Annotated in this window: 19 protein-coding genes and 3 pseudogenes; 10 read left to right on the forward strand and 12 right to left on the reverse strand. The window is 60.7% G+C overall.

Going from position 1 to position 25,448, the window contains the following annotated elements:
• Positions 1-21: 21 nt before the first annotated feature.
• The 11 genes and pseudogenes from P9272_RS03560 to P9272_RS03605 all read right to left on the reverse strand — a co-directional run.
• Positions 22-3,336, reverse strand: coding sequence for an ATP-dependent helicase (locus P9272_RS03560; protein WP_278159052.1), 3,315 nt, complete (start codon positions 3,334-3,336; stop codon positions 22-24).
• 3 nt (positions 3,337-3,339) lie between these two features.
• On the reverse strand, positions 3,340-3,933 hold the full coding sequence (locus P9272_RS03565; RefSeq protein WP_278159054.1) for a hypothetical protein: 594 nt from the start codon (positions 3,931-3,933) through the stop codon (positions 3,340-3,342).
• Between the two features lie 14 nt (positions 3,934-3,947).
• Positions 3,948-4,772 (reverse strand): hypothetical protein, encoded by an 825-nt coding sequence (locus P9272_RS03570; RefSeq protein WP_278159056.1) that lies wholly within the window; start codon positions 4,770-4,772, stop codon positions 3,948-3,950.
• 419 nt (positions 4,773-5,191) lie between these two features.
• A pseudogene (locus P9272_RS36050) lies at positions 5,192-5,362 on the reverse strand (DUF4236 domain-containing protein); the annotation flags it as partial.
• Positions 5,363-5,454: 92 nt separating this feature from the next.
• Positions 5,455-6,234, reverse strand: a complete 780-nt coding sequence (locus tag P9272_RS03575; RefSeq protein WP_278159058.1) for a hypothetical protein — start codon at positions 6,232-6,234, stop codon at positions 5,455-5,457.
• Positions 6,235-6,494: 260 nt separating this feature from the next.
• Positions 6,495-7,190 carry an SMC-Scp complex subunit ScpB gene (locus P9272_RS03580; RefSeq protein ID WP_278159060.1) on the reverse strand — a complete coding sequence of 232 codons (696 nt, stop codon included), beginning with the start codon at positions 7,188-7,190 and terminating at the stop codon, positions 6,495-6,497.
• Between the two features lie 2 nt (positions 7,191-7,192).
• Positions 7,193-8,149, reverse strand: coding sequence for a DUF1403 family protein (locus P9272_RS03585; protein ID WP_278159062.1), 957 nt, complete (start codon positions 8,147-8,149; stop codon positions 7,193-7,195).
• A 294-nt stretch (positions 8,150-8,443) separates the two neighbouring features.
• Positions 8,444-9,352 (reverse strand): nucleotidyltransferase and HEPN domain-containing protein, encoded by a 909-nt coding sequence (locus P9272_RS03590; RefSeq protein WP_278159063.1) that lies wholly within the window; start codon positions 9,350-9,352, stop codon positions 8,444-8,446.
• A gap of 360 nt (positions 9,353-9,712) precedes the next feature.
• On the reverse strand, positions 9,713-9,961 hold the full coding sequence (locus P9272_RS03595) for a hypothetical protein (protein ID WP_278159065.1): 249 nt from the start codon (positions 9,959-9,961) through the stop codon (positions 9,713-9,715).
• A 174-nt stretch (positions 9,962-10,135) separates the two neighbouring features.
• On the reverse strand, positions 10,136-10,585 hold the full coding sequence (locus P9272_RS03600; protein ID WP_278159067.1) for a MucR family transcriptional regulator: 450 nt from the start codon (positions 10,583-10,585) through the stop codon (positions 10,136-10,138).
• Between the two features lie 305 nt (positions 10,586-10,890).
• Positions 10,891-11,103, reverse strand: a pseudogene (locus P9272_RS03605) (NADP-dependent oxidoreductase); the annotation flags it as partial.
• A gap of 276 nt (positions 11,104-11,379) precedes the next feature.
• On the opposite strand from P9272_RS03605, the gene P9272_RS03610 reads away from it, so the two are divergent.
• Complete coding sequence (locus tag P9272_RS03610) at positions 11,380-14,262, forward strand: hypothetical protein (RefSeq protein WP_278159069.1); 2,883 nt, start codon at positions 11,380-11,382, stop codon at positions 14,260-14,262.
• Between the two features lie 99 nt (positions 14,263-14,361).
• Positions 14,362-14,487 carry a hypothetical protein gene (locus P9272_RS03615; RefSeq protein ID WP_278159242.1) on the forward strand — a complete coding sequence of 42 codons (126 nt, stop codon included), beginning with the start codon at positions 14,362-14,364 and terminating at the stop codon, positions 14,485-14,487.
• A gap of 51 nt (positions 14,488-14,538) precedes the next feature.
• On the opposite strand, the pseudogene P9272_RS03620 reads toward P9272_RS03615, so the two are convergent.
• Positions 14,539-14,700 (reverse strand): annotated as a pseudogene (locus P9272_RS03620) (helix-turn-helix transcriptional regulator); the annotation flags it as partial.
• A 158-nt stretch (positions 14,701-14,858) separates the two neighbouring features.
• Between P9272_RS03620 and P9272_RS03625 the strand changes: the two are divergent.
• The 8 genes from P9272_RS03625 (at position 14,859) to P9272_RS03660 (ending at position 25,375) form a co-directional block, all read left to right on the forward strand.
• Positions 14,859-14,987 (forward strand): hypothetical protein, encoded by a 129-nt coding sequence (locus P9272_RS03625; protein ID WP_278159071.1) that lies wholly within the window; start codon positions 14,859-14,861, stop codon positions 14,985-14,987.
• Between the two features lie 1,021 nt (positions 14,988-16,008).
• Positions 16,009-19,263, forward strand: a complete 3,255-nt coding sequence (locus tag P9272_RS03630) for an EAL domain-containing protein (RefSeq protein ID WP_278159073.1) — start codon at positions 16,009-16,011, stop codon at positions 19,261-19,263.
• 530 nt (positions 19,264-19,793) lie between these two features.
• On the forward strand, positions 19,794-20,264 hold the full coding sequence (locus tag P9272_RS03635) for a Fic family protein (protein ID WP_278159075.1): 471 nt from the start codon (positions 19,794-19,796) through the stop codon (positions 20,262-20,264).
• Between the two features lie 154 nt (positions 20,265-20,418).
• Entirely contained in the window at positions 20,419-21,120 is a 702-nt protein-coding gene (locus tag P9272_RS03640) for a response regulator transcription factor (RefSeq protein WP_278159078.1), read from the forward strand.
• Positions 21,121-21,629: 509 nt separating this feature from the next.
• Complete coding sequence (locus P9272_RS03645) at positions 21,630-22,349, forward strand: GHMP kinase (protein WP_278159080.1); 720 nt, start codon at positions 21,630-21,632, stop codon at positions 22,347-22,349.
• Between the two features lie 25 nt (positions 22,350-22,374).
• Positions 22,375-23,409, forward strand: coding sequence for a pyridoxal-phosphate dependent enzyme (locus P9272_RS03650; protein ID WP_278159081.1), 1,035 nt, complete (start codon positions 22,375-22,377; stop codon positions 23,407-23,409).
• On the forward strand, positions 23,361-24,818 hold the full coding sequence (locus P9272_RS03655) for an MFS transporter (RefSeq protein WP_278159083.1): 1,458 nt from the start codon (positions 23,361-23,363) through the stop codon (positions 24,816-24,818). The genes P9272_RS03650 and P9272_RS03655 overlap by 49 nt, the downstream gene beginning before the upstream one ends.
• Positions 24,815-25,375: a GNAT family N-acetyltransferase gene (locus P9272_RS03660; protein ID WP_278159086.1), complete on the forward strand. Its 561-nt coding sequence runs from the start codon at positions 24,815-24,817 to the stop codon at positions 25,373-25,375. Before P9272_RS03655 ends, P9272_RS03660 begins: the two co-directional genes overlap by 4 nt.
• The last annotated feature ends 73 nt before the right edge of the window (positions 25,376-25,448 follow it).

The raw sequence follows: 25,448 nt of genomic DNA on the forward strand, positions 1-25,448 counted from the left end.
AAAAAATGGGAATGGGACCGACTAGCCGCCACAGGTCAGGTAGTAGGGGCAGGCAGGGCAACCTCGGCCGGTCTTGGGGCTGAAGTCGCCGCTCTCGATACCGGCGATAGCTTCCGAATAGCGTTCGAGCAGCTTGCCATCGTCCTTCAGCGGCGGGATGACACGCTCACCGGTTCCCAAGTAGTACGTTTCGACCGTGGAGCGCTTGCCCGGATAGATCTGACGGGCACCCAGCCGAAGCAGAGCGTAGATTTCTTTGTCCGGTTCGGACTTGGTCTTCTTCCCGGTGCGCACCCTCTGGATCGTCACGCTGCCGTCGGCCACGACGATGACACGATCCGGGGTAACCGCCACCTCGCGACCATCTAAGCTCACCAACCACTCCCGGCGGTCGTAGTGGCCGGTTTCGCCCAAGACGGCTTCAGCCATACGCGTGACCATTTGCATCCCGGTGGCACGGTAGTATTTCTGAAACGGGTGTTTAACCGGACCATGTTCGGCCCAATCGGCGCTGAAATGCGCCAGCGCATCCGAGATGCTAGGAGTGATGCCCGCGGCACGCTGTTCCTCAAGCCAACCAACGGTACCATAGACACAGGCATGGAACCGCACGTAGGCCGAGGTTTCCGGACCGCCTAGAAGCCCATCCTTCACTTGGTAGCCATAGCGCGCAGGACAATTGAGATAAATCCCGAGATCATCTTCCGCATAGCGCAGTGCGGGTGCGGAGGCCCGTACTAGCCCCAGCCCGGTGGGGGCCGTTGCCCCTGGCCCACGGTGTCTGCTGGAGAGGCCGCCAAGGGGTGCGAGAAACTTCGATGGATTGGATTTACGGGAAGGCGTGTATCGCTCCGCCCGGCTCAATGCGAGGTGATCGCGGGCACGCGAGAGCGCAACGAAGAAGAGAGACTGTTCCTCGTGCTCGTGGTCGTCCGACGTCATGGCGAGCCGGTCGAGCGAAGGAGGCGGTGGGATGCGCACGGCTTGTCGATTACTCGGCATGTACGTCGTTGCCAGTCCTGGCAAATGGACGCCGCGAAATTCTAGTCCCTTGCTGCCATGAATGGTCATGACACGGACCGCGTCCATGTCGGTCGCTTCCGACGAAATTGCCCGGTATGCGGTATCTTCGTTGAGCGCCTCGATGCGCCTCACGCGGGCCAGAAAGCGTCGCCGGCTTCGCCCTCCTGTCGCCGCAAATTCGACTGCCACCTTCAAGAACTGATATATCGCAATAAGCTGCTGCTGCGCGGCCGGATCCTGGCGCAGGAGAATAGGCCGAAGATAGTCACTCCGCTCAAAAAGCCAGGTCGTGAGCATTTTCCAAGGTGAAGCGCGACGCAAACCCTCCAGCTGTACAGCCAGTCTGGTGAGCCCCTCGCTTCCCGCGATACTTAGGCCCGGCACCTCGCCAACGCGTGAGAGCGCTTCAAACGCGGACACGTCATTGGTTCGTCCCCACTCGATCAATATGAGCACATCTGCCCGCGATACCGCGTATTCGGGCAATGCCGCAACGCGCGCAAGACCCACCGCGCCACGCTCGGCATCAAGGGCGAGCAGAGACAACAGGTCTCGGATTTCAGCGCGTTCAAAGAGGTCGCCAAGATAGAGGAGGGGCACGTTCATGGCCTCAAGGGGCCCCGTGATGCGCGCCAGGGTCAAATGCGTTCGCGCCAAAATGACCTGATCCGCGAATGGAATGCCGTTCGCATGAAACTCCCCTATCTGATCACGGATGCCGGCAGCCTCATCGCTCACGGTCGGCGACACCGTGAGCGAAATGCTGCCCCCTTCTGGGCGTTTAACTTTCCACTGGCCGGCTACGCCCATCCCGTCGTTGGCGAAACGCTGAAAGACGTCCACGATGGGTTTCGTCGACCGGTAATTAGTATTGAGGGCCAGGCGCGTCCCTTTGAAGTCTGGAACGAAGCGCACGACGTTCTCCGGCTCCGCGCCGCGAAAACGATAGATCGACTGGCGTGGATCCGCGACGACCCAAAGATTGAGATTGGTGCCGGCGATCGCCTGCAGGAATTTGGCGCTGGCGAAGTTGACGTCCTGGTATTCGTCAACCAGCACGTGCTTGAAGCCCATCACATAGGCACGCGCATCGGCATTGATCTGAATGAGATCGATTGCGAGCCGGATCAGATCGCCGAAATCGACCGCGTTCGCCAGCAACAAGGCGTCCTCATAGACTTCATAGATGTGGGCGAACTCCAGCATCTTGTCCGCCGCTTCCAGGTCCTCCTCGCCCGAGGCTGTTGCTTTATAGTCAGCGGCCGCGCGGGCATAGTCTGCCGGAGAGATCAACTCATCCTTACAGCGCGAAATAGCGCGCAAGACCGGCGCCAATTCGAAGGCCGGCTCGTACAGGTTTTGATAATAGACGAGGTCGAGCTTCTCAAGATTGGCTTCCAGGAGTGCGAGCGATGCCGTCTGGTCGAACACCTTCAAGGGAAGCGAGCGGCCGACGCCAGATGGCCACTTCTTGAGGAGTTCGAGCCCGAAGGCGTGGAAGGTTCCCACCCACATCTGGATGGATGCTTCCACATTGGCGGCCGAAATCCGCTCGCGCATTTCTTCGGCGGCCCGGTTCGAAAAAGTCAGCGCAAGGAATTCGGTCGGCGTAACGTTATTTGCGAGCAGATGCTCGACGCGGCTCACCAGTGTGCGGGTCTTGCCGGTGCCGGGGCCGGCATCGAGTAGCAGCGGCCCCCTATCCCATAGCACTGCGTCGCGTTGGCTATCATCGAGCTCGGTCGCAATAGCGGGTCGTTGCGGGGGCGGCGGCCTGAGCGGCGGGAGAAGGAGCGCGCGAGCTATCTGGCTGGTAACAAGCGCAGACGGCAGCCCGAGCGCAGCTGCGATCTCGCAAGGCCGGCGGCCCTGATCGACAAATTCCGTCCTCAGCCAATCCGCGGGACAAAGGAACTCGCCCGCAAAAACGTCGGCTTGGACTTCCTTGCGCTCGGTCGGCGCGTACCCTTCGACCCGGCCTGCGCCGCTGTCAATCGGGTCGCCGCCGAGCGAGTGAGACGTCGCACGCACTTCGTTTCGGGTATCTGTGTGCAGATAGAAATGGCCAAGCTCATGGGCGATGACTACTCGCTCATCGACCGGATCCTGGCCTTGCGCGACATTGACGAGTTCGCCGGCTCTGTCGAGGGAACCTAGTACCCCTGGGGCCAACGCTACCCGTCGCAGCTCCAGATCCGCCACCTTGAGTGCGCTCGCGACCAATGCCTCCGCACTCCGATCGCCATTTGCACTGGTGAGTGCAGCCAGGTGAACCTCACGTGCCTTCCGCCGAATATCTATCCAGGCATCCAACGGCTAATCCTCTTCAAGCCAATAATGAATTCGCTCCGCTGACATCCCACTGCTCTCAACAATTTCTCTGTAGCTGCGCTGTAAGACTTGTGGTGGCCCGGATGCCTTCGCCTCACCCATGCGCGGATTGGCGAGCGCAAACAAAAGTTCTCTGTCGAATGTCGCTTGATCAATATGCAGCGCATTCATGACCGCGCGCGTAAGCCTTCCACCCACGGGGGGCCGCATCCAGCCATTGAAGAGGTCGGCCACAACCGCTCTCGCGATGCCGATCTCTGTCGCAATACGCGAAACCTTGGTGCCCGCGCGCGTTAAAAGTTCGAAAAAGCCGACTGCCTGGGGGAGCGCGGCGTCGTCCGCCTCAGCACTTCGATAGATGATGTTCAGCGCACGGCTATGGGCCCGCTGAAGGGCAACGTCGTCTACCTCAACCTCGACTTCCGACTGGGCCGCCCAATCGCGCGCAATCGCGGCATGCGCACGAATATCTTCGGCATATTGCGGAAACTGCTTGGTCCACTCGATGATGTCGGCGGCGCTCGGCGCCGGGCAGGCCATATGGAAGCTGTAGAGGACATCGTCCCGGTCCTTGGTCATTGTTCTCGCCATTGTCATTCTCCCGCTGCGCGCCGCTTCAGGGTTCGAACTTGGGTAACATGCTCGAGCAAAAACGCGCGAACCTCCGCGACCCAATGTTCTGCCGTCTTGCGGTCAATTTCCAAAACCCCCGCGATTGATGCAGTCCCCTTTGTCCCGCCGTACGGAACCTGATCCATGTGGAGCCGAAACGCGAGACGTTTGCGCGGATCGGGGATCTGGGCAAGGATCCGCTCTACATCTATTGCCTCGACCAGCTGGTCAACGTTCTGTTGCAGCGCCGGGTCCGGCCGCTTGACACCGGCATCCGCAGTGAATTCCTCGACTTCAAACAATCCCTCGGCAGCGCTCTCTTCGAGCGCTGGTCTCAATTCCATTTTGCCGGAGATCTCGCCGGCCTCGCTGTCGTCGTCCGATTTGCCGGCCGCGGGCTTTTTCTCATCAGGTGGCGGGATCAGCTTTGCCGCCTCCTCTTTGACGATAGCGTCCTTGAGCCGGAACGTTAGTCGTCCATAGAAGGATTCTTGGTATCCTTTGGCGTCGGCGCAGCTCGGATTGCAGATCGCGGCAAAGAATTCGTCGTGGACGTCGTCGATGATGTCCTGGCCGCTATTCATCTTGTTGGTTCCGACACGTTTGCGCAGAACCTGCTGCACCAGATTAGAGAGATAGCGGGCCATATCCGCGCGAAGGCGGCTATCCTTGCCGCCGGCATTCTGGAAGGCCCCGATGATGGCCTCTGGCGCATAGCGGCCGAGCTGACCTGCCTCTGTTATCTTATGCCAGCCGATTGCGTCGGTGGATGGCGGTGGCTTCAATTTGTTCGTCGAGATCACCATCGACCGAGGCCCTCGTTGACATTATCTCCAAGTGAAGCGGCGCCAGCGGAGAAAAATGGGAAGCGCCCTTGGGACCCACATTAATCAGACCAAGCTGAAGCGCGGCGATATCTCGCCTCCCGGTGCATGCCGACAGAGATCCTCGTCCTTTCCGATGCCGCCTGCTCGGTAACGCTAGCAGGCCCTTTCGAGCCTGACGCCGGCGGCGTCGCTTGTGTGGCCGATGGCGCTTGCACACTAATGGTCTCTGCTGTTCGACTCTCGGGGTGCCGCCCAGATACGAATAGAACGACCCCTCCGAGTCCGATGACCAGCAAAGTCTCTTGAGCTGCTCGACTGCCGCGGGCGGCATGATAGAAGAGCGCGACGAGTGCCGCGAGGATGAGCCCCGGCAGCAGCGCAGATTTTCCGCCCCCCGAAGAATACGACAGACCGGAACCCGGTATCCCGACGGTGCTACGTGTGCCCCGACGGCCCATATTCAGGGTCGCTCCGGGTTTGCCGATTGAGGCGCTGCTAAAACCTTTGCCCGTGACGTTCAAGCGAACGCCCGGCACAAGCCGTACCGACTTTCGATAGCGAAACCCCACAAGCGCCCCCACGCCGGCTGAACCAAGACTAGCCCGCCAACAATCGTCGTGACGAAGCCGATGTACTCTCTACAACCGTCCCAATTGGTCCATCATTGGCTCGCAGACTTACTTTTGCCGCCAAATATATTCGCATCGTTGGGATCACCTGCAGCAGCTCGTTGCGGACGCTTCTTGAAAGGTTTTGAAAAGTCATGCGGGGCGAACGTGACCGTGATCGTGTTGCCGGTCGTGCTCTTGAGCTCACCATTTGCGGTCAGCGTCGAGGGAGCGAGCTGTAACGAGATGTTGCCCTTGCCGTCATCGACGACGTTGAGAGAAATTTTGTAGCTATTCCCGTCGCCGCTCTTGAGGCGCAGACACACATCGCTCGGTTTGTCGCCCTCGACCAAAGTTGCCTGCCAAAGATTCGCTAAGGCCTGGGCGATAGGCGCGCGCTCAAGCATGCCTTGCCTATAGTCGATGGCTTGGCTGCTCAGCAGCACATCCCCTGTAAAGGTAAGGGTTTGACTATCGGTCGTAACTCGCGAACCGCTGACGCCTGCGCCCAAGACGGCCCCGCCCGCCGAAAGACCCGCGACTGCAATACCGCCGCCGACGGTCTTCTCATTGGTCGTCACAAGCTCGAGTTTCGCCGTCTCGACATCCATGCCAATCAAGCCGTTTCCGCACACTTTACTGCGGGATCGCCTTATAACTACTGGGTAGCGATATCTTTGATAGGCCGTATAGACGCCAAGCTGGTATTTCGCCTGTTCGATGACTTCGCCGACGCGGTCCGTATTGATCGCCCGGACCTTCGACAGTTTTGGGTCCGCGCACCCGCCTAGGACGACAAGAACCGCTGCCGACGCTCCTAATGTCCGTCGCATTCAAGCCCCCTGCCTTTGTACCCCTACACCAACGTTACTTCTCTTTTTTCCTTCTTGCAAAGTTTAACCTTCCCCTGGAAAAACCCGGTTGCGGTCTAATGGCGACAGCGCAAGCTCAGCAGGGTGATTGATCTCAGGTTCGTCCGAAGCGGGCCGCCAAAGTGTCGGCGAGACGGTTTTTCGCCAGCTGCTGGCCGATGCCCTGCTGTCGCGGGGCAGCCGGCACCTAAGCCAATGGCTGCTACGCGACAGCAGGACAGCTAATCCTCGATCCCCCGGTAATCGTCCTGATGGCTGGAGGAATATCGAGGCATGATGTCACCGGCCAGCAGCTTCTCCTTCGACAACAGCCCGGCATCCTCGAGCGCCTCGAAATCCGGCAGCTGGCGCAGCGTGTCGAGCCCGAACTGCGACAGGAAGTTTTTGGTCGTCACATAGGTGTAGGGCGCGCCCGGCTGCGGGCTGCGTGGCCCCGAAGCGATGAGCTCCTGCGCGCGCAGCACGCCGATCAGATCGCGCGACACTTCCTTGCCGAAGAAGCTCGACAGCTCGCCACGGGTGATCGGCTGGAAGTAGGCGATGCACATGAGGACAAGCGCCTCCGACTGCGACAGTTCTTTTGTCCCCTGCCCCGCTGGCGTGCCGAAGGCGGCGTGGATGGCGTCGCCAAAGACCTTTTTGGTCCGGTGCTGCCAGCCGCCGGCGACCGCGACCAGCTCGTAGGGGCGGCCGGCGAGCTCGGCGCGGATGTCGTCGATGACCAGGTCGAGATTGCAGTTTCTTCCCACCACCCGCGCCAGCACCTCGCGCGGTACCGGTTCGCTGGCCGCGAAGATCACCGCTTCGACGCGGCCCATCCACTCGCGCCAGCGCAGTTCTGGCGGCAGGTGCTCGAGCTCGGTGTCGAGCAGCGCCGGCTGATCGTCAGGCTTGCGGCGGACGGAGGCCTGGCTCATCGCTAGAGCCCAAACAGCCGGAAGCTGGCGCGGCCCGACAGCTCGCGTACCGCATCCAGTTGCTGCAGGCGCTCGAACAGTCGCCGCGCCGCGAAGCGCGACAGGTTTTTGGTCGTCAGCGATCCGGCGACGGCGTCTTCATTCAGCAGCAAGAAAATCACGTCGCCGGCGCCCTTGGCGCGCAGTTTTGGCGCCACCGCAAGGAGTTTTTCGGCGCGGCGCGCCAGATCGGCGGCCAGCCGGCAGGCTGCGGCCGCCGCTTGCGCCAGCGCCAGGCACACCGCCCACTCAAAATTTTTGCCCCCGGGTCGGATTCGCTTGCCGCCGCTGGCCTCGCCGCGAAAAGCCGGGCCAAAGGCCTGCGCCATCAGCAGCGGCAGCGGCCGCGGCCAGCGCAGGCTTTGGGCCAGCACCAGGTCGGCGAGCCACCAGGCGAACAGCTCGGCGTCGGGCCGCATGGCGACGACATGGGAGGCGATCGCCGCGGCAGCGAACGGCGCCGGCCGCTGTGAGCCCGCCACGTCTTCGATCTTCATGCAGAGGTCGGCGAGCGCCTCGTCGTCCCAGGCGAGCCCGAGCATCTCGGTCCCTTTTGCCAGCCGGTCGGCGATGACCGCCGGCGGCTGCAGAGCCAGCTGGCGCCAGGCGCCAAAAATGGCGCCGGCGGGACCGGGATCCGCGCCGGCCGGGCAAAGCTGCCAGGCGTCGCGCAAACCGGCTTCATCCTCGGCGCGGCCGGCGAGCCGCATGCTGGCGGCGGCGCATTTGAGCGCCAGCCGCTGGCGCCAGGCGCCGGCCCAGGCAGGTTGCGCGCGGGCAAGCGTGTCGAGAGTGCCCAGGGCGGCGCCGGCTTGGAAGGGGGCGTCGGGATCGCTGCGCACGCCGTCGGCGACCGCCCAGGTCGGAACGGTCGGTGGCGCGGCGACGGAGCTCGCGGTCGCGGGATCGAGGCGAATCATCGTTTTCGAGGGTAAAGCGCCCGTGCGCTTTGTGCCATGATTTTCGCGCAAAAACGCACAGCTTGTCGTTCTCATAAAACGAATGATAATGTTGCCTTATCAATCACTTATCATGCCGACCTGACATCGCTTCCGGCAGCTTAGGTTTCATTGCCGCCTTCGAGTGCGCACGCGTGTTGCTCGATCAGATTACGGTTGTTGAGGGTTGCGGGACTAGCGTTATGCCCCGCGTGAGCCGCGAAGGGCACCTTTGACTGATAGCTCTGTCCCATTGAAGGTTGCGCCGACAACCCGCTAGGCGTCGACGGCGGCCTTCAATCGGCACAAATGCTCCAGGCAAACTTCCCCCGTGAATTTGTGGAGCTCGGCCGCCCGCTCGCCCAGCCAGACCAGCGCCTCCTCGCCTATTGAATAATGCTTGGAATAGCGGGCCTTCACGTAAGCTTCATTCAAGGTATTGAACCAGGCACGATGGCGCTGCTGCTCGCGTGGCCAAGCCGCGGCCAGCCGTCTGTCCTGGTCTTCCGCGAGCGCCCTCAGGAAGGTCAGCTTGTGAGAGGGCGGGCTGTAGTTGGTAAGCACCAGCAGCAGCGTGGAATAATTGTGCTCGATAGCCTGATGGAGTTGAAAAGCCGAATTGCTTAGTTCGCCGTCACCAAGTGCGACGTGAAAGAGTTTCAACTGATATCGAGCAAACGGAAAGCGCGTCTCGAAGTACGCTCTCGCACCCTCATATGCGGCACTGGGGGTCAGGGGTTTCGGCTCAGCCAGCGGCTCATCGTCGAGTTCATAGAGAACTATGCCCTCCCGCCGGATGTCAGTGAAGAAGTACTGCCCTTGGCGAAGCGCTGTGTTAACAAAGCGGCGGCTATGCACAATAAAGCTGGTCGGGGTTTTGATCGCGCGGTCGCGATCGAGCCGGTCCTTCGCCTTGTACCAGTATGCGAAGTCGGAAAGCTTGTTGTTGTTGACGATCACCAGAAGGTCGAAATCACTGCGGTAACCTTTCATCGTCAAGGGCTCGTCCACCCAATCGCCGCGCGCATAGGACCCGAACAGAATGATCTTGAGGATACGGCCGCTCTTCTTCCATTCCGCGCTGCTCTCGGCCAGCGCATCCTCAAATTCGGCGTGCAGGATCTCGACCACGCGGGCCAATTCCTCCTGCTTGTGCTCGGGTAGATGATCGATGCTGGTCTTCATTCTTGTCGGTTCAATCCGATGATGCCTGAGCGCGTCGAAGGCGGCCGTTATAGCAGGCTTGGTTGCATCGAAAAGGATACCTGCGCGCAATCACTTATGCCGGCCTCATTATTCTAGGCGCCAGTGGGGAACAGACAGAGAACAAGTCAAGTCGATTGTTCCGAAAAATGACCGTCGCCAAGCCATCTTTGCTTCACTGCCGCGAAAATTCGAGGTTCCAAAACAGGGGCCGGGTGGTACGCAGCCATATCGACCCTAGGCGGCTGCGAGACCGGGAACCGGCACCAGCTTTCTGAGCGCCTGAATTCTGAAGCTACAAACCAGGCGCATTGGCCGGAGCTATTCAAAGATTCGCCGGCGTCAGGCCCGGTGCAAAACCCGCAATTTCGATAGCCTGGCTCGTGCGAGGCGCCGGGCCGAAATCTGCAAGGCTTCGCGGCCGCTTTCGACCAGGAAGGCAAGCGTCATCAGGTCGATCAGTAATTCGTCGACGGCTTGCGCGGCGGCCTTTGATTCGACCGTGATCTGGCCAAGCCAGACGCGTGCGCGCTCGACTACGTCAACCCCGCCGCTCTCGATCAGCACTTCCAGCTTGTCGAAGCAATCCAACCTCGATCTCCCCCATGGGATCTAACGCAGCGAGAGGCCTCCGGCATATGCAATTGATGGTCTCAGGCGGCGCTCAAAGGGCGAGGCTGCCGTTTTGATCCACCCAACCGGCGTGTTCCGCTGCTGGAGATGATCGTCGCACGTGTTCGACATCAAAATGGCCAAAGCGGCGCCTCAGGATGCACGCTTCCTTCGCATGCCCTTCTGGGCCTTTGAGGGCGCCTTGCGGCCAAGACCCGTCGACTTTGCCAACGCTGATCGTTGCTCTGAGTAATTTGGCGCCACCATTGGATAATCAGCTTTAAGACCCCACTTATCGCGATATTCAGCCGGCGTGAGGCCATAGTGGACGCTGAGATGGCGTTTCAGCGATTTGAACTTCTTCCCGTCCTCCAGGCAGATGATGTAGTCGGGGAAGACCGAGCGCTTCGGATTGACCGCGGGAAGCTGGGCAGGCGTCTGCGGTTCGGTCGGCCCCGAGATCTTCGAAAGCGACGAATTCACGCTCTCGATCAACTCTGGCAGCGAGGCAACCGGCACCGCGTTCTTGCTCACATAGGCCGACACAATATCGGCGGTGAGTTCGATCAACTGGATCTGGTCCTGCTCAACGTCCCCTGACATGAAATACCTCCTGTTTTGGCGCGAATTGGTCTCAACCGTCTTAGCCGGTTCTTAGAAAAACTCTAGTCACCGGGTAACTCATGTGCGACCAGCCGCGCTGGCCCTCATTTGAGATCAGCGCATGCTTGCGTTGTGGGCAATCAGACAGGGGAAGGCTCCGGAGTGGCAGAGGTCGCTGGGCGGCCGAGACGGTCGGCGACCAGAAGGCAACCAGGGACCGCTTGCTGACGGTCTGCTTTCAGGCCCGACAAGCTACTGGTCCTCTGAGCCGACGCTGGCTCCCTCCTCTCTTCCCATGGAAGGTCTTACGGACGAACCCGGATGACGGTCTTCCCCGCGCGGCGCTCACTCGAATTGAACGTGGCGACAGCATCATCGAGGGTCGAGACCCTGCCGATGTTCGTCCGCAAATGTCCGTCCCGGACTCGCTGGACGATCTCATTCAGTTGTGCGCGATCCGCCTCGACCACGAAGTCGATCGTCAGGCCATCTGCCGGCCTCGCCTGCGTCGGCCCAACGACTGTCTTGGTCCTTCTTGCCAGCCAAAATCGATCAACTGGGGATGAGCACAGCATCTCGAGCCCAGCCAGGACTGGCCGCTGATCATCGTTGCGGAGGATGGATGTGGGTCGGCTCTTGCCTTTCACCCCCGGACGTCGCGCGAGAGGAACCTGTCGTCAACTCACGACCCTTGCCAACACCCGGTAAGCATAAAAGCTCAAAGCCCTCGCCGCCTTCTTGCCTCGCCTCCAGGATTCGTGAATATGGCTGCTGGGGTTGTCTAGGGGGCCACCATGCGTCGCATGTGCAGTGTGGGCGTTGTTGCTTTGTTGGCGGGTATTTCTTTGCCGGCTATGGGCTCGGCATCATCACTTTCCGAGTTTATCGAGATCATCCAGAACGGGCAGCAAATGGCGCGGCCGACGGGATTCCGGCCTCCGCAGTCAAACGCATTCTGGCTTGTTGTGTCAAGCAGACCAACCGAAGGAGAGGCCATCACCCTAGCGCAATCCTATGCGCCGACACTGGGTCCGACACTTGTCGTTCACAGCCGGAACGGCGTGTTTGCTGTCATCGCCGGTACGCTTTACCAGGACAAGGCGAAGGCGAACCTGACCGCGCTCAAGGAACTGCGTATCATCCCTCAGGATTCGTTTCTCTCGCGCGGGGACGGTTTGGATGGATTGGTCTGGATGTCCTACCAGAGGGGAGCCTCTTTCGACTTTGCGACCCAGCCCACCTATCTGAGGGTCGTTCAAAGGCTGCAGGCGGCGATGTCCAAGCTTGGCTTGTACTCTGGCCCTGTCGACGGCCTGATCGGACCGACGACCGTCAAGGCCTTCCGGGCATACCTTGGGCATTTCGATCTGCAGCCGGGGGAACTTCTCACGGATTACAGCCTGGCCGAGATCGAACGCAACGCCGGCGATGGTTTTCATAGCGACGAAGAGCGAAACGCAGCCCGGGCTCTCGGCTATACGGACGCGCAGAGCTTCAACGATGCAAGGTCGGGCGGTTTCACCTCGGCCAGCGCATTCGCGCAGGCCAAGAGCATGGGTTTTGCCACGCAGCGCGACTACGACGCGGCCGTCTCTGGCGGCTTTCAAAGCAGCGATGAATACCAGCGAGCCCAGACGGGCGGCTTCACGGCAGCCAACGAGTATCGAGCGGCCGTCCAGCTTGGTATAGAGACGAACGCGGAACTGGTCGCTTATCGCGCATCGGGGTTTTCTGATCCCGCCGCGTTCCGCGATGCCAAGCAGAAGGGCTTTGCCGACAAGGCCTCCTACGACAAGGCGGAGGCCCGCAAGCTGAAGGCGGCGAGAGCCGCCGCGAACGCGCTGCTCTCTGACGCCGAGACGTTCCTGAAGCTTAACCCTCAAACCTCGAACCTCGTCGAGATCGCGGGTCAGGCTGCCGCCCTCAACGCGCAGGTCCAGACAGATTCCACTGACGCGCTGAACAATTCCTCGCTGAAGCTGAGAAACCTGCTGACAGCCGTGACCGGATATTCCGAGTTTTCGGCATCGCGGGAGAAGGAGCGTGCCCAGGCGGTCGAAAAGCAGAAGTCCGAGACGTTCGCCGAGCTCCAAGCGGACCGCCAATCACTGAAGCGTTGGATGAGCAGCCATTTGACATCGCCCAAGCTTCCCGAGGTCGTCCAGGAAGTGAAGGCGCTTGACGAGATTTCCGACACAAATGACCTGGATACGCTGACCGATGCGCGAGAAGTGGCGCGGGCGATGATCGCGAGACAGGGTCTGGCCGATGAACTGGATGCAGGCAACACAGCCGACAGCGGAAGCGGAGCCACCCAGCAAAGCGACAGCACGACCTATGCGGTCACGGACTTGAACAAGGCCCTGCTACGAGGCCCACTGGAGGACGTGGTCGTCCTCTACAACGCTGGCCCGAAGGCGCCTTCGCTTCTGCGCACGATATCGGGCCAATATTCTCTTACGAAGAACCAAGCCTGGATCTGCCTGCTCGGTCCACAACGGACACCTGCCTTGGACAAGGCGCTTCTCGAGGCGATCGACCCGATGGGAGGCAAGGCAATTAACGTCAGCTCGGAGTGCGGAGCGGACGGCCTCGAAAGCGCTGACCTCTTCTTTGTCCAGCGCAAGACTTTCCTAGAGGCCCCCGCAACGCTTCAGGCCGCCTATCTCGAAGCCATGCAAGCCAGAACGATCCGCGTGTTCGATCCCATCCGCTTTGAAGACATCAAGGCCCGCATGGAGTCAGATCAGACCCAGGCCTTGAAGATCGCCCAGGAAGTCTCATCGGGAACTCGCGAGGGATATGGCGGCATCGTGCTGTCGAGCACGTCGGACCGGATCTGCACGGTCGTTGACGGCAACGCAGCCGTGCACGAGGCGACCGTCAGACGGATAGCTGATTTCGCGGGCATGTCCGGAAGCACCGTGTCCTATCCGTCGATCGACAAAGCTTACGAGGACGTACGGCACGAACAGTGCCGCGTGCTCTACGCGTCAGCCGCCGACCTTAAGGCTACGTCGGAAGCGCTCGCCAGGGACGGCGTGCAGTTCGCCTTCGCTCCAGTCTGGCTCGGCAACAGCGACGCCGCCAGTACGGCGGCCAAGTTGGATGCCGCCAAGCAGGAAGCAATCAAAGCCGCTGAAGCCGCTCGCGTCGCCGCCGACGAACAGAAAAAGATCGCGGCCCAGCGCGAGGCGGATGAGAGGAACTCCAAGTCGGCCCGCCAGGCGGATTTGCGCCAGAAGAACGGGCCGGCCGCGACCGCATTGCTGAACCTGTTCTCGGACGGCCTGAAGAGGAGCGTGTTGGGTACGACAGACAAGCCCAACTCCTCGTCGGGGATCAATATGGAGACCCTGTTCCCTGATTTCGCGAAGTGGAACGCGGGCCTTTCACAAGACAACTGGAAGGCCACTGACGTGACCTCTGAGGTCCAGGATTACGGCACCGTCAACTGGAAGGGTCGCAACCTGGACGGCATTGTCGTCAAGACGACGGTGAAGATGGCGAGCGCGGAACGCGGCCAGTACAAGGACGAGTGCTTCCTGTTCGGCGCAGTGGTCGACAACGAATTCCAGATGGTTCGCGACCCGTATGAGACGAGATGCAACGATGCTCAGACTTCTGCCCAATGGGCCGTCGGTCACGAGCTGAAGAGCCTCTGGGTGGTGAACTGAGCAGGGGAGATTCGCCTGGCCGATTGACGCCGTTCGCGGTCGAAGTTTGATTGTCAGAATGCGATCGATGCCAGCGGAAGGTTACGTTAGCGAAGCTGCATGAAGATCACGGTTGGTTACATTCCACCGGTTTCGCTGCTCTCCGGGCGCGGTTTCTCTCCCGGCGGCGTCATTCCTGTTGTCGGCCTCGCGAATTCCAGTCTGATCTTCCGAGCGCACCAATGAGGGGCTGCCGTCAACGGCAAAGACAATACCCGCGCTCTCCAAAGCCCGACGTATAGCGGCGACATTACCCGACCTCGGTTTCCTGACCCCGTTCTCAAATTCGCTGACAACCATTTCGCCAAGACTGGCCTTAGCAGCGAGTCGCACTCGCGACCAATTCAACAGAGCCCGGGCAGCTCTTGCTTGTTCTGGGGAGAGACGTCGGCTGTCCATATGATTGGAACATGCAATGCTGCTAAAATGTTCCAGACTGCCAAAGTCGTTCCATGGCTCACCCGCTGAAGCTGCGCCTTACCGCGCAGTTCCTGAAGGGTTGCTCCCAGGCACCAATTTCGTACCTAGTCGAGAACGACAGACCTAGGATCGGACAAATGGAAGATTCCGACAACCAGAAGGGCGCGAAGCCTGAAGACGTGCGCCACGCTTTGAAAGGGTGGGCATTTCTCCCCGTGATAATGACAGCCCTCTTCGGCGCGGCCTACGCTCTGATAGAGATGTAAAACGACCGCCCCGGTAGACGGATTGCCGCAGAAGATTGGGACGGCGGTTGGCGCGGTCATTATCGTTGCCGTGTTCGTTATGCTGGCATGGACGATGCTTAGGGGCCTCATCTAGCCATCCCCCATCGCCGAGGGCGGAGTGGGCCCTTAACAGTTGCGCAATCTCTATCATTTTAGAATACGCTAATGCGCTTCACCATTCTGCTATCTTGCTGGGTAGCATTCTTCGGGTGGGATCTGACCGCAAACAACGGTCACGGCGTCACCGCGTTTGGCATCTGGCTCTTGCATTTAATCCACGTGACCCGGCTCATCTGAGTTCCTCGAGTACCTTGTACCTGCCGGGCTCGGTAGCACGCCAGCCGGCCAGGTCACTTCAACAGCCCGCCGCTGGTGTGTCCCCACACCAGCGGCGGGCTAAGAGTGGCCGACGCCTCTCGTTGGGAGATTGCCTAAGCGTGCGCCGACCCGGCGAACCGTGATGGTCCGCCAAATATGCGGCCTAGCTAAAACATCTTCGCTCGGGCCATAGGTGCGATCGCGGAAGCCGGCCCGGCAGGTGCTTATCGGCTTGCTCTTACCTCGCCTTCAGGTGCTTTGGTCAAGCAATCGCTAATGTAACATCGCTCTATGAGCGGGTCTGCTGCCTGAATTGCAAGCGGACAGCATCGCTCGCAAAAGCCGAAAAGGCACTATCGGTCGAACTGCTACAGTTTAACCAAAAATACATTCTGAATAGTTAGGTTTCATCTCCGACGACAGTCGCAGTCCCAGCATCGTCTAACTTGCGATGGCGGGCGATCTGCACTTTCTGTTCTGGAAGTGAGCGTTGACGTGTCAGCGAACCGGAACGCCGCCGCCCCGTTCCAAACAGCGCCCCTGGCTTGATCCTGATGGATGTGATGATGACGATCGTGGACGGGCTGGAGGACAACCAGGCGGCTGATGACCAACCATCGCCAACCGCCTGCTGCAACTCGCCGGAGCTTTTGATTCGGGAGCAAGAAATGGGAGCAGCCTGATGAACGCCGAAACCTCAGCAACTGCACCGAGCCCGACTGTTCTCATCGTCGCGGACGACGCGTCGAACCTGCGTCTGGCGGTCGACTATCTCGAACAAGACGGTATGACCGTCGCCATTGCCCGCAATGGCCAGGAGGGGCTGGAACGCGCCAGATATCTTAGGCCAGACCTCATCTTGCTCGACGTGCTGCTACCGGGAATCGATGGCTTCGACACATGTCGCCAACTGAAGGGCGATGCCGCGACACGCGAGATACCCGTCATCTTCATGACGGCGCTGGCGGACATGAACGACAAGGTGACTGCGTTTGCTGCAGGAGGCGTCGATTACGTTGCCAAGCCGTTTCAGCTCGAGGAACTCCTCGCCCGCGTGCGCACCCATCTCGCACTCAATGCGGCACAACGGGAATTGATCGAGCGCAACAAGCAGCTTCAGACGACGCTTGCCAGTATTGCCCAAGGCGTATGCCTTTTTGATGCGCGAGGGCGCTTGGTCCTTTCGAACGCCCGCTATGCCGAGGTTTATGGCCTTGAGTCGACCTCCGTTCATCCGGGCATGACTCTCGATGAGGTCCTGAAGCTCCGCTATGCGGTGGGGGCCCGTGCAGACATATCCACGCAGGAATATCTCGCCTGGGCCACGGAGCAGAATGCGAGCGATGGGCCGAAGGAGTGGGTTCTGGAGTTGGAATCCGGCAAGGTCATCCGCGGTCATCACCAACGGACAGGTGACGGGGGCTGGGTTTCCACGCACGAGGATATCACCCAGGCTTGGCAGGCCAGAAAGGCCCTTAACGAAGCACGGGAGCAGGCGGAGCGGGCGGAACAAGAAGCGCGCGCCGCCCATGCCCGCTTGCTCGATGCGTTCGAAGTGGTGCCAGAGGGTCTGGCGTTGTTCGATTCTGAGGATCGGTATGTGCTCTGGAACCGCCGCTACGAACAGATCTACGCCGAAAGCGGCGACAAGATCGTGAAGGGCATGCGGTTCGAAGACACTCTTCGTGCCGGACTCGAGGTAGGCCAGTATGCCGAGGCGGTGGGGCGCGAGCACGAGTGGCTCACCGAAAGACTGGCGCGCCATGCGCAGGCCAAGAGCACACATGAGCAGCACCTCGCCGGAAACCGTTGGCTTCGAATCGAGGAGCGGCGCACATCTGACGGAGGCAGCGTCGGCATTCGCATCGACATAACCGACCTGAAGCGGCGAGAAGCCTCTTTTCGGCTCCTCTTCGACAACAATCCCGTGCCGATGTGGGTCTACGATCGTGAGACCCTGAACTTCCTCGCGGTAAATCAGGCCGCTATCGATCACTACGGCTACAGCTGCGAAGAGTTCCTGTCGATGAGCCTGCTCAACATCCGTCCCACCGGGGATTGGGATGCGGTCAAGACGTTGATCTCCGCTAGCGATGGTCAAGATGGAAACCGTTCCTGGCGACATCGCAAAGCGGATGGGAGCGAAATCGAAGTCCTGATTTATTCCCGACGGTTGACGTATGAGGAACGCCAAGCCTCGCTGATTGCGGTTGTCGACATCACCGAGCGCAAGCGCGCCGAAGACGACTTGCGGACGACACGGGAATTCCTCGACACCGTCATCGAGAGCGTGCCGGCCACGATCTTCGTCAAAGATGCGATCGAGCAACGCTACGTGCTCGTGAACAAGGCGGGAGAGGACCTGCTCGGATTGCCCCGGTCCGAACTGGTGGGCAAGACTGTCCACGAGATCATGCCGGCAGCGATTGCCGAGCAAATCGCGGCACGGGACGAGGAATTGCTGTCGTGCGGCGGTTCGGAGACGATCGTCGGTGACGTATTCGACACGCAATCGAAAGGGCCTCGTACGGTCAATTCCTCAGCGGTCACGATTGCCGGCAAGGACGGATCGCCGCGCTATCTGTTACGCGTCGTGGAGGACATGACCGAACGCATTGAGGCCGAGCGCCGCGCCGCCCACTTGGCGCTCCACGACCCGCTTACCGATTTACCCAATCGCGCCGCCCTTATGGAAAAATTGGCTGGCCTACTGGACGCCGGCAGCGCCAATACCCGCCCGTTTGCCCTCCTTTGTCTCGATCTCGATCACTTCAAGGAGGTCAACGACGTGTTTGGGCACAATGCCGGCGATGCGTTTCTATGCGCCATCTCGCGCCGGCTGGAGATGACGGCGGAAGGCGCGTTTGTCGCACGGCTGGGCGGCGACGAATTCATCTTGCTCGCAGAAGGTGACGAACAGCCTGGCTCCTCGGTTGCGCTCGCCGAACGGATCCTGGCGGCATTCACCGCAGAGTTGGAAATCGATGCGCAGCGGACCAGGGCCGGCATGAGCATAGGCGTGGCTATCTTTCCGTCCGACGGAACAGACGCAACGACACTCATGGCCAGTGCAGACGCTGCACTTTACCGCGCCAAGGCGGCCGGCCGTGGCACGGTGCGGTTCTTTGAGCCGGAGATGGACCGGCATCTGCGTGAGAAGCGCGCGCTGCAACGCGACCTCCATGCCGCGCTCGCCGATGGTCAACTCAGAGTTCACTATCAACCCCAGGCCCTCATAGACGGGGAGATCGTAGGGTTTGAAGCGCTTCTGCGCTGGCATCATCCAGCAAGGGGAGACATACCGCCCTCCAAGTTCGTCCCGATTGCCGAGGAAAGCAGCCTGATCTGCGACATCGGCGCTTGGATACTGCGCGAAGCCTGTCGTGAAGCGGCTTCCTGGCCACGCGATCTGCATATCGCGGTCAATCTCTCGCCGGTCCAGTTCAAGCACGGCGACCTGCCAAGAATGATGCACACGATCTTGCTGGAAACGGGTCTTGCCCCGAACCGGCTCGAGCTCGAAATCACCGAAAGCGTGCTGATCGACAACTCTTCGCGCGCCCTATCGATCCTTCGCGGTCTCAAGGCGCTCGGTGTGCGCGTCGCAATGGACGATTTTGGGACGGGCTATTCGTCGCTCTCCTATCTGCAGTCATTCCCGTTCGATAAGATCAAGATTGATCAGTCCTTCGTCGCCAACGTCGCCCATCCGCAGTCGGCCGCCATCGTTCGAGCGGTGATCGGCCTCGGTCGGGGGCTGCAGCTGCCGGTGGTGGCCGAAGGGGTCGAAACCAGCCACCAGCTTGACTTCCTGGCCGACGAATCCTGCGATCAGGTGCAAGGCTATCTGATCGGCCGACCGCGACCGATCGAGGAATATGCGCAACATACCGGTCATGACGACCCGCTGGCGCGCCGCCGTTCAGTCCGGAAATAGATCGCTATCCGTACTGCGATGCTGATGATGGCGACAGTTACGAAAGCGAGCTTCTCAACTCCTCGTCGGGGATCGATATGGAGACGCTTTCCTCTGATTGCGCAAAGTGGAACGCGGGTCGTTTGCAAGACAACTGGAAGCTCACTGACCGTGACCTAGGAAGTTGAGGACTACGGCACTGTCAACTGGAACGATCGCAACCTGGACGGCATCGTCGTCAAGACGAGGGTGAAGATGGCGAGCGTCGAACTCATGAGGGTCTGTTGAGCATCTCTCGCAGCGCGCCAGACGCGTGCCCCGCGAAACACAGCAGGCGAAGCTTTCCACCGGAAATGTTTGGCCGTCCACCGGGCAAGAAGCGATCAGGGCATTCGTAACCTCGCGGGTGGAGCCGCACGGCCAATCCAGCGAACTTGTCCCAGGAAAAGACGTTCGATCGTTTCGCGGCGAGATAGCTGCTGCGCATGCCAGGCAAGAATGCTCGCGCCAAGTCTAGATCTATCCTAGACCCACAGGACGGAAGCGGGGTGTTGCCCAATAACCTAAAATTGGTGCACCATGATAACCTATTGGAAGTGCGGCAGCGCGCCGACCTGGCAGGTTGCCGTAGCGAGCGCGTGTTCATCCGCAATTCCATGCATGTTCCATTGCCTCCCAACGCAGTGCGCGATGCAATGCCGGTCTTTTTTGAGATGCTCGAAAAGGAGGAACATCCCGCGGTACGCGTCGTGCTTGGCCATTTCATCTTCGTCTACATCCACCCCTATATGGACGGGAATGGTCGTATGGGACGGTTCCTAATGAACGTCATGATGGCTGCCGGCGGTTATCCCTGGACTGTTATTCCAGTGCAACGTCGCGCCGACTACATGGCCGCCCTAGAGCGCGCGAGCACCCACCTCGATATAGTTCCGTTCGCCCACTTCATCGGGGACCTGGTTCGTCGAGGAATGTCAGGCGAGAGAACTGCAGAACTGCCAGCCGGTACTGCACGCAACTGACGGCGACACCAGCTACCACCTCAATGGCAACGACTGAAACGGCAGTCCTGCAGCCGTGACCAAGAGCCGAAAGGGCGCCGCGCGCGTTGCGCTCGCCGCTATCCGACGGGTCGGATATTGTGGCAGGCTGGGCGGCACACTAAGCTGCGCGCGCATGAAGCCCTTAATCGCGATCTGTTCGCAAGATGCGGACTTCTATCTGTTGCTCAGCTACATCCTGGAGGTCGAGGGCTTCTCCAGCGCGCTGGTCAGTTCCATTGACGACATGCGAGCCATTGAGCCTGGGCCTCGATTCGATGCCGTCGTGCTGGACTGCCGGCCTGACAATCAGTTGGCGCAGGAGAGCGCAAGGCTGAAGCGGGATCCCCGCACGCGCACCCTCCCCTGCGTTGGGCTGGTCTATGCAGGTGCCGAGCAGCAGCATCTTCAGCTCTTGCGCTCCGGCGTCGACCGGTGCTTTGTGAGACCCTTTGCGCCAGCCATGCTTCTTGACTTTCTGCATTCGCGTGTGATGCCGCAGCGGCAGGGACTAAATATGGCCAGCAGCGAGCGAGTGCTGATATTCAGCGACCTCGAGATGCAGATCGATACCTACCGGGTGTACTGCACGGGCAAGGAAATCGCGCTCGGTCCGATCGAGTTCAAACTCTTGCGTCACATGCTGGAGCACCCGGGGAAGGTGTTCAGCCGCAAAGAGCTGATCGGCGTCGCCTGGCCGAACGTTACGGGTGTCAGCACGCGCACGGTCGACGTTCACATAAGCCAGCTGCGCAAGCTGCTGGTCGAATCCTCGTCTGGCGCGGGCATCCGGACCGTGCGGCTTGCCGGGTACGCGCTCCAGAACAAGCACGGTTAGCAACGCGACAAGATGATGGCGCCGTCGTCGATGCCCTGACCATGACGGCCATTTCTGCCTTAGCAACTCTTGATGCGCGTTCAGAACCGACCCTCAGCCCTCGATACCGATTTTGATCAACGGCAGCCCTATCATCGCGGAAGCGACCGGGGCTTGGTTTCCCGGCTGGCGCTTGTCACAGTTGAAGCGAATGCGAACTATAAGATTATCATAGCAACTTTTCGTAATATATATACAATATAAGTTTATTTCGTCGGGCGTTGCGAGAACTAGATTTGAGTGACAAAGTCAATGCGGCTTCGAGTGACAATATAATCACGATTTTTTAAAGCGAGGAGGCGCGGGTTATGCGGGGTGGCGTGGGTTATGGCGAAGCGATCGGGCATCACGGCGAGTTGGTTCAGGGCCTGTTCGAGGACGATGGCGCACGGCTTCGTCGCGCTTTGGTGTCGCTCCCTTGCCGCCAGCTGAAGTCCAGGACGACTTTTACGCCAAGCCCAGGCGACTGCGTGACCGTCGTGCCTTGCAGTCGAGAAAAGGCCCGGCGCGCTGCCGAATTGACCCTCAAGTCGTTCGGCCCGCCGACGGCCGGCGGGAAGCTCGTCCTGGATAGCAACATTCCGATCGGCCGAGGCATGGGGTCGTCGACGGCGGATGTTCTTGCAAGCATCCTGGCGGTGTTGGACTGGCTGGCGATCGACGCGGTCTCGACCGACGTGATGCAAATCGCCGTGAGTGCCGAAACCGCGTGTGACTCGACCTTCTTCAGGCAGCAGGCGGTGCTGTTCGCGCACCGCGACGGCGTCGTCCTTGAGGCTTTTCGCAGGCCGCTGCCGCCGATCGATTTCATCAGCGTCGACACCACGCCCGACGTAACCGTCGATACCCTTGATTTCGAGCCGGCGCGCTATGACGCGCTGGAGATCGAGACGTTTCGTCCGCTGCGCAGCCTGCTGCGCACAGCCATCAACAACGCCGATGTGGGCATGGTGGGCCGCGTCGCAACCGCGAGCGCGCGCATCAACGAGCGCTTCCTGCCGAAGCCGCGGCTCGACGAGATCGAGGCGATCGGTGCTCGTTATGACGCCGTCGGCGTCCAGGTCGCCCACAGCGGCACGGTCGTCGGACTGATGTTCGATGCGACGGTTGCAGACGCCCCGGCAAATCTCGGCCGGGCGGCAGACGCGTTGCGGCGCTCCGGCTTCGAGCCGGCCATTTTCCGTCACTAGCGGTCAGCGCGCGGGAGGATGATCCATGTCGATGCGTGCATTGATGCGCAAGGTCGAGGATTTCGAGAACTCACGCATCGTCCCGCTGGGCCGGGACCTTTTCGGGGCGAGCTTCTTCCTGATGAAGCTTCTGCCAGCGAGATTCATGCTCGAGCGCGCGGTCGAGCGCGGACAGTTGCGCGCGGGAGGGACCATCTGCGAATCCTCGTCGGGCACATTCGGGATGGCACTTGCGATGTTGGCCGTCCAGCACGGCTATCGGCTCATCCTGGTGAGCGACTGGGCGCTGGATCGTCACCTTCATCGGCGCCTCGTCGAACTCGGCGCCGATGTCACCATCGTCGAGAACCCCGCACCCTCAGGTGGCTTGCAGCAGGCTCGGCTCGACCGCCTTGCCGTCTACCTGCGCGATGTGCCCCGCAGCTACTGGCCTTCGCAATACGACAATCCCGACAACCCTTTGTCCTACGCCAAGGTCGCGGGGCAGTTCATCGACCGGATAGGGCATCTGGACTGCCTGGTCGGCCCTGTCGGCTCGGGAGGTTCAATGAGCGGGACTTCTCGCTATTTGCGCACCTTGTTTCCCGATCTTTACGCCATCGGCATCGACACACCGAACAGCGTGCTCTTTGGCCAGCCAAGCGGCAGGCTGAACCTGAGCGGTCTTGGCGGCAACATCTTACCTCGCAATGTCGACCACCGCCAATTCGACGAGGTTCACTGGCTGACCCCAGCCGAGGTGTTCAAGGCAACGCATGACCTGAACCGTAAGCACGGCCTTTTCATGGGGCCGACAAGCGGCGCGGCCTATCGCGTTGCCAGGTGGTGGGCGCAGGCCAACCCGGGCAAGAAGGTGGTTGCCCTCTTTCCCGACGAGGGAAACCGCTATGTCGAAACCGTCTACGATCCGGATTGGCTGCAGGCCGTCACCGGTTGGGGCGACCCGGCTCGTGAGGATCCGCTGACCGTCGATACCCCGCAGGCGCCAATGCCTGGTTGGTCGCGCTTCTTGTGGAGGCGCAGGACGCTGGACGACGTGCTGCGGCACGCACCGGGTTGAAGACCTCCACGTCCTTTGTGGCGAACCCGGTCGTCTCCCCGAGGCGACAGCCTCAGTTGCGCGAACGTCGGACAAAGCGGCTGACAGGAGAAGCGGCGATGCCGTCTGGTGGCAAGCTGGTCCAATCCCGGTGCGCGCTGAGCGCCCGCTCCGGTCGTCCGATCCTGTTGATCTACGCGGTGCTCTTCCACATGCAATGCGCGCGCAGCATGTACATTGTCCTGATCTCCTGGCTGGCGCTGCGTATCAGCGGCGATGTCGGTTCCGTCGGCAAGGTCCTCATCTGCTGGCAGATCCTGGCATTGACGATCGGCCCCTTCGCCGGCCACCTCATAGACAGAAGCAATCGGCGGCGGGCTTTCGCGGCCGGAGAGATGATCCACGGCAGCGGGGTGGCGGCGCTTAGCGTGGTCACCTGGGTGTATGGGTCGCAACCAACCCCCCTTGCGGCGCTCTACGCGACAGCCACTTTCGTCTCGCTTGGTTCGCTTCTGTCCTATCCCAGCAGCCAGGCCCTGCTTCAGCGCGCGGGTGCTGCGGCCCTGATGCGGGCCGTGTCCCGAGGTATCCTCGCCGGCCAAGTGGGAAACATTGTCGGTGCCGTTATCGGCGGGCTCTGCCTGGCAGCTTTTTCCGTGACAGCCTGCCTTCTGATGTGCGCTGGATTTTCGTTTGTCGCGGCGGCGCTCGCCGGTCTGGTCGATGACCAGGATAGCGCTCCTTCGCGGTCTCGTGGCGTGCACGGCCGGGATTTGGCTCGAGGGCTTTCCGAGACCTTTGGCAACGCGCAAGTCAGGATTGCCTGCTTTGGTCTCATCCTGGCCTTCGCATCGGCGCATGCGTCAAACGCGCTGCTCGCCGCTTTCACACGCTTCGATTTGAAGAGTTCGTCCGAGACCTACGGCTTCCTTGCCGCGATGTATTCGGGCGGTGGCGTGCTGGGGAGCGTAGCTCTTGCCGTCTTTTCCAGACGGATGGCCGAGAGGGCTATGGTTGGCGCCGGCACCGTCCTTCTCGCGGTGGCGACGGGAGGCTTTTCTAGCGCTGGGACTGCGACCGAGGCTCTGTGCTGGCAGGGAGCGATTGGGCTCTCCTTCACTTTTATTCGTGCCGGTTGCGACGTGACGATCTTGAAGGCCGTCTCGACAGGCATGATCGGGCGCGTGCGCAGCAACATCGATGCCGCGATCGGCCTGGCGGCGATCGTTATATATCTTCTTCCATCGCTCCTTCAGGGCTTCTCGCCAAGGGCTATGTTCGTCAGCCTTTCATGTGCCTTTGCCTGCTGCAGTGGCTTGATCCTCTGGCTGCAGTTCTGTTCGGCAAGGGCAGGTCCTCCTCGGCCCGGCGACAACCGCCGGGCCATACCCTCAAGCCCTCCTGTGTCCACGCGAAGGATCGAGCCATGAAAGTTGGGTCGGAGGCTGGCGGGGTTCCCAATCAGGACCCGCAACCAAGCCCTGGTCGGCGTGGCCGAGCCGCAATCGCCTTGCGCACTGTCACGGTCCTTGATCGCGACGAGATCAGGCAGCTGACGCTCGATTCCGAACAGGAGCAATTCGCCGGCTCGGTGGACGCCGTCTTCGATGCTTTGCAAGCGAGCCCTTACCCGAGGATGGAGCATCCCTTCGCGATCGTGGCGGGCACCCGCACCGTGGGTTTCCTCGTCCTGCGCGAGAAACTGGCCCTGCCCGATTGGGCGCCTCACGGCGCGGTCACGCTGCACAGCTTTCGCATCCGCCAGGCCTTTCAGGGAATGGGCTACGGCAGCGCTGCCGTTGCGCTGGCGATTTCCTGGGTTCGGGCTCGGCGCCGCGCAGCCTCGCAAGTGATGCTTGCTGTCAACGCCCGCAATGCGCCGGCGAAGGCGCTCTATCTCAAGTCGGGCTTCGTCGATACCGGAAGGATCGTTCACGGACCCGTCGGCGATCAACACATCCTGGCTTTTCGCCTCGGGAGAATCTGAAGCGGGCGGTTTTTGCGGTGACACTCTTTTCAATAGGCAATACCAGGTATACTAGGTATTCCGAATGGAGGAG

Origin of the sequence: Mesorhizobium sp. WSM4976 (assembly GCF_029625685.1) — a bacterium.
GTDB lineage: Bacteria > Pseudomonadota > Alphaproteobacteria > Rhizobiales > Rhizobiaceae > Mesorhizobium.

Coding starts and splice junctions, on each gene's coding strand:
- P9272_RS03570 (WP_278159056.1), bottom strand. CDS start 4,772: ATGGTGATCTCGACGAACAAATTGAAGCCACCGCCATCCACCGACGCA.
- P9272_RS03580 (WP_278159060.1), bottom strand. CDS start 7,190: ATGAGCCAGGCCTCCGTCCGCCGCAAGCCTGACGATCAGCCGGCGCTG.
- P9272_RS03660 (WP_278159086.1), top strand. CDS start 24,815: ATGAAAGTTGGGTCGGAGGCTGGCGGGGTTCCCAATCAGGACCCGCAA.
- P9272_RS03650 (WP_278159081.1), top strand. CDS start 22,375: ATGTCGATGCGTGCATTGATGCGCAAGGTCGAGGATTTCGAGAACTCA.
- P9272_RS03615 (WP_278159242.1), top strand. CDS start 14,362: ATGAAGATCACGGTTGGTTACATTCCACCGGTTTCGCTGCTCTCCGGG.
- P9272_RS03625 (WP_278159071.1), top strand. CDS start 14,859: ATGGAAGATTCCGACAACCAGAAGGGCGCGAAGCCTGAAGACGTGCGC.
- P9272_RS03585 (WP_278159062.1), bottom strand. CDS start 8,149: ATGATTCGCCTCGATCCCGCGACCGCGAGCTCCGTCGCCGCGCCACCG.
- P9272_RS03630 (WP_278159073.1), top strand. CDS start 16,009: ATGAACGCCGAAACCTCAGCAACTGCACCGAGCCCGACTGTTCTCATC.
- P9272_RS03575 (WP_278159058.1), bottom strand. CDS start 6,234: ATGCGACGGACATTAGGAGCGTCGGCAGCGGTTCTTGTCGTCCTAGGC.
- P9272_RS03590 (WP_278159063.1), bottom strand. CDS start 9,352: ATGAAGACCAGCATCGATCATCTACCCGAGCACAAGCAGGAGGAATTG.
- P9272_RS03610 (WP_278159069.1), top strand. CDS start 11,380: ATGCGTCGCATGTGCAGTGTGGGCGTTGTTGCTTTGTTGGCGGGTATT.
- P9272_RS03565 (WP_278159054.1), bottom strand. CDS start 3,933: ATGACCAAGGACCGGGACGATGTCCTCTACAGCTTCCATATGGCCTGC.
- P9272_RS03600 (WP_278159067.1), bottom strand. CDS start 10,585: ATGTCAGGGGACGTTGAGCAGGACCAGATCCAGTTGATCGAACTCACC.
- P9272_RS03640 (WP_278159078.1), top strand. CDS start 20,419: ATGAAGCCCTTAATCGCGATCTGTTCGCAAGATGCGGACTTCTATCTG.